The organism is Selenomonas sp. (genome assembly GCF_052169755.1).
GTDB lineage: Bacteria > Bacillota > Negativicutes > Selenomonadales > Selenomonadaceae > Selenomonas.
In genome coordinates this window covers 1-3,829 of record NZ_JBQNBV010000163.1, presented here as the reverse complement: position 1 = coordinate 3,829, position 3,829 = coordinate 1, and the positions used below count along the sequence as shown (strand labels likewise).

5 protein-coding genes are annotated in these 3,829 nt (G+C 59.5%); all 5 read left to right on the top strand.

Going from position 1 to position 3,829, the window contains the following annotated elements; genetic code table 11:
- On the top strand, positions 1-327 hold a 327-nt coding region (locus tag ACTTKG_RS09620; RefSeq protein WP_442673986.1), incomplete at its 5' end, for a bifunctional ornithine acetyltransferase/N-acetylglutamate synthase.
- Positions 328-339: 12 nt separating this feature from the next.
- Entirely contained in the window at positions 340-1,224 is an 885-nt protein-coding gene (argB, locus tag ACTTKG_RS09615) for an acetylglutamate kinase (protein WP_442673985.1), read from the top strand.
- Positions 1,225-1,250: 26 nt separating this feature from the next.
- On the top strand, positions 1,251-2,456 hold the full coding sequence (locus tag ACTTKG_RS09610) for an aspartate aminotransferase family protein (RefSeq protein ID WP_442673987.1): 1,206 nt from the start codon (positions 1,251-1,253) through the stop codon (positions 2,454-2,456).
- A gap of 15 nt (positions 2,457-2,471) precedes the next feature.
- Positions 2,472-3,404: an ornithine carbamoyltransferase gene (gene argF / locus ACTTKG_RS09605; RefSeq protein WP_442673984.1), complete on the top strand. Its 933-nt coding sequence runs from the start codon at positions 2,472-2,474 to the stop codon at positions 3,402-3,404.
- 62 nt (positions 3,405-3,466) lie between these two features.
- A partial coding sequence (locus tag ACTTKG_RS09600) for an argininosuccinate synthase domain-containing protein (protein WP_442673983.1) occupies positions 3,467-3,829 on the top strand: 363 nt, incomplete at its 3' end.

Below are 3,829 nucleotides of genomic sequence, written 5' to 3'. Positions count from 1 at the left end.
AAGCAGGTCGCGATGAGCGTCGCGAAGTCGCCGCTCGTCAAGACGGCGTTCTTCGGAGAAGATCCGAATTGGGGGCGCGTCATCTGCGCCGTCGGCTATGCGGGCGTTCCCATGACGCCGGAAAAGACCGTCGTGAAGTTCGGCGGCATCCCCGTCTATGCGAACGGTACGGGTGCGCCCTTTGATGCGGATGCGCTGCGCAAGGTCATGGCGCAGCACGACATCGTCATCGACATCGAGATGGGGTTGGGCGGCGCGGAAGCGACGGTCTGGACGTGCGACTTTTCCTATGAGTATGTGAAGATCAACGGCGAGTACCATACCTGAGGCGGTGAAGCGATGTTTGCGGCAAACGACAAGGCGGCGATCCTCGTCGAGGCGCTGCCTTATATACAGGAATTTTATGGCAAGACCGTAGTCATCAAGTACGGCGGCAACGCCATGATCAATGAAGAGCTCAAGGAAAAAGTCATGCAGGACGTGGCGCTGATGAAGTACGTCGGTATACAGCCCGTCATCGTGCATGGTGGCGGCCCTGAGATCACGGGCTTTCTCGGCAAGGTCGGCAAGGAGACGGAATTCATCAGCGGCCTGCGCGTGACGGATGCGGAAACGGTCGAGATCGCCGAGATGGTGCTCGACGGCAAGATCAACTCCGACATCGTGACGCTCCTCAACCGTCGCGGCGTCAGCGCCGTCGGGCTGTCGGGTAAGGATGCGAACCTCATCCGCGCGAAAAAGAAGCTCGCGACGGTCTACGAAGGTGAAGCGAGCAGGAAGATCGACATCGGCTATGTCGGACAGGTCGAAACCATCGACACGCGCCTTTTGCGCGATCTCATCGCGCACGACTACATCCCCGTCATCGCGCCCATCGGCGTCGGTGCGGACGGCGAGAGCTACAATATCAATGCCGACGATGTGGCGGCGGAGATCGCGGGTGCGCTTGCGGCGGAGAAGCTCCTGCTCTTGACGGATGTCGAGGGCGTCTATAAGGACTATGAGGATAAATCATCCTTCATCTCGACACTGGCGGCGGCGGACGCGCGGCGCTACATTGAGGATGGCACCTTGACGGGCGGCATGATCCCGAAGGTGGAAGCGTGCCTGAGGGCGCTCGATGCGGGCGCGGCAAAGACGCATATCATCGACGGCAGGCTCGCCCACTCCATCATCTTGGAAATCTTCACCTCGGCGGGCATCGGCACGCAGGTCGTGAAGTGACGGCGCATGGGAAAGCGGGGGAAATGATGAAAGAAACAGATGAAGCGATCTACGCGAAGGACGCGGCGGGCTATCTGCCCGTGTTCAATCGCTATAAGATCGTGCTCGACCACGGCGAGGGCGTCTACGTCTTCGACAACAACGGCAGGAAGTACATCGACTTCCTCGCGGGCATCGCGGTCAACGTGCTCGGTCACGCCTATGCGCCGCTCGTCCAGACGATCGCCGAACAGGCGGGGCGCATGATTCACTGCTCGAATCTCTATTACACGCAGGCGCAGGCAGATGCGGCGGAAAGGCTCGTGCGCCTTTCGGGGTTGGGCAAGGCGTTTTTCGCCAACTCGGGCGCGGAAGCGAACGAAGGCGCAATCAAGATCGCGCACAAGTATGCGCACGCGAAAGATCCTGAAAAGTCGCAGATCATCACGGCGTGGCACAGCTTTCACGGACGCACGCTCGCGACATTGACCGCGACGGGACAGCCGAAATACCATGAGGGATTCGGTCCCTTGCCTGCGGGATTCGACTATGTGCATTACGGCGATATTGAAGAGCTGGAAAAAATGATGAGCGCGAAGACGTGCGCCGTCCTGCTCGAAACGATTCAGGGCGAGGGCGGCGTCCATGTGCCGACGGCAGAATACTTGAAGCGCGTGCGCGAGCTTTGCGACGAGAACGACGCACTGCTGATCTTCGATGAGATCCAATGCGGCATGGGGCGCACGGGCAAGATGTTCGCTTACGAACATTTCGGCGTGCAGCCCGATATCGTGACGCTCGCCAAGGGGCTGGCGGGCGGCGTGCCCATCGGTGCGTTCGTCGTGACGGACGAGGTGGCGGGCGCGTTCCATGCGGGCGATCACGGCACGACCTTCGGCGGCAATCCTCTCGCGTGCGCGGCGGCGAACGTCGTGCTCGACACGGTGCAGAAAGAGGGCATCTTGGGTCACGTCGATAAAGTCGGCGCGTATTTCCGTGAAAAGCTCGAAGGCTTTCAAAAGAAGCATCCGACGCTCATCAAGGAAGTGCGCGGCAAGGGGCTTCTGCTCGGCATGGAGCTGACCGTTGAGGGGCGCGGCATTGTCAACGAGTGCTTGGAGCACGGCGCGATCATCAACTGCACGGCGGGAAATGTCCTGCGCTTCGTGCCGCCGCTGATCGTTAAGGAAGCGCATATCGACGAGCTCTGTGCGATCTTGGAGCCGATTCTGGCGAAATACGCCAAGGAATGAAGGGGAGGAAAACGTATGTTAAAAGGCAGGGATTTACTTTCCATTCACGATCTTTCCGCTGAGGAGGTCGAGGCGATTCTCGCGCTTGCCGAAGAACTCAAGGCGATGCAGAAGGCGGGCATCGAGCATCGCGTTCTCGCGGGCAAGACGCTCGGCATGATCTTCGAGAAATCATCGACGAGGACGCGCGTCTCCTTTGAGACGGGCATGTTTCAGCTCGGCGGACAGGCGCTCTTCCTCTCGAACCGCGACTTGCAGATCGGGCGCGGCGAGCCGATCAAGGATACGGCTCGCGTCCTCTCGCGCTATCTCGACGGCGTGATGATTCGCACCTTCGAGCATGAGAAGGTGGAGGAGTTCGCCAAGTATGCCGACATTCCCGTCATCAACGCCTTGACCGATCTCCTCCATCCGTGCCAGGCGCTGACCGACCTTCTGACGATTCGTGAGCACAAGGGAAAGAATCTCAAAGGGCTGAAGATGGCGTACGTCGGCGACGGCAACAATATGACGCATTCTCTGATGTATGCGGCGGCAAAGACGGGCATGAACTTCGTCGCTGCGACGCCTGCGGACTACGCACCCGATGAAGGGGTGACGCAGAGGGCGCGGGAAGATGCGAAGGCGACGGGTGCGAGCATCGCGCTCGTGACCGACCCGTTTGCAGCGGCGAAGGACGCCGACATCCTCGTGACGGATACATGGGCGAGCATGGGGCAGGAGGCGGAGCACGAGGAGCGCAAGAAGATTTTCGCGCCGTACCAGATCAACAGCGACCTGCTCGCCGCCGCCGACAAACGCGCCATCGTCATGCATTGCCTGCCCGCCTATCGCGGAGAGGAGATCACAGACGATGTTTTAGAGAAATTCGCCGACGTGATCTTCGACGAAGCGGAGAACCGTCTGCATACGCAGAAGGCGATCCTGGCGCTTTTGATGGCGGACTAGCAGGAAAATCCCATTGCATCTAGTATTCTTTCATATAAACTATTCTAAGGAGTTGTTTTTTCATGGCAAAGGTAAAAGTGAAGAAAGTCGTACTCGCATATTCGGGCGGTCTGGACACATCCGTCATCATTCCGTGGCTCAAGGAGAACTATGACGGCTGCGAGGTCATCGCGGCGTGCGTGGACATCGGGCAGGGCGATGAGGTCGCTCCCGTGCATGACAAGGCGCTGAAGTCCGGCGCGTCGAAGGCATACGTCGAAGACCTTACGCAGGAATTCCTCGAAGACTACGTCTGGCCGACGCTCAATGCGCAGGCGGTCTACGAGGGCAAGTACCTCTTGGGTACGTCGTTCGCGCGTCCTCTTATCGCCAAGCGTCTCGTTGAGATTGCGAAAGCGGAGGGGGCGGACGCCATCGCGCACGGT

Coding starts and splice junctions, on each gene's coding strand:
- argB (WP_442673985.1), top strand. CDS start 340: ATGTTTGCGGCAAACGACAAGGCGGCGATCCTCGTCGAGGCGCTGCCT.
- ACTTKG_RS09610 (WP_442673987.1), top strand. CDS start 1,251: ATGAAAGAAACAGATGAAGCGATCTACGCGAAGGACGCGGCGGGCTAT.
- argF (WP_442673984.1), top strand. CDS start 2,472: ATGTTAAAAGGCAGGGATTTACTTTCCATTCACGATCTTTCCGCTGAG.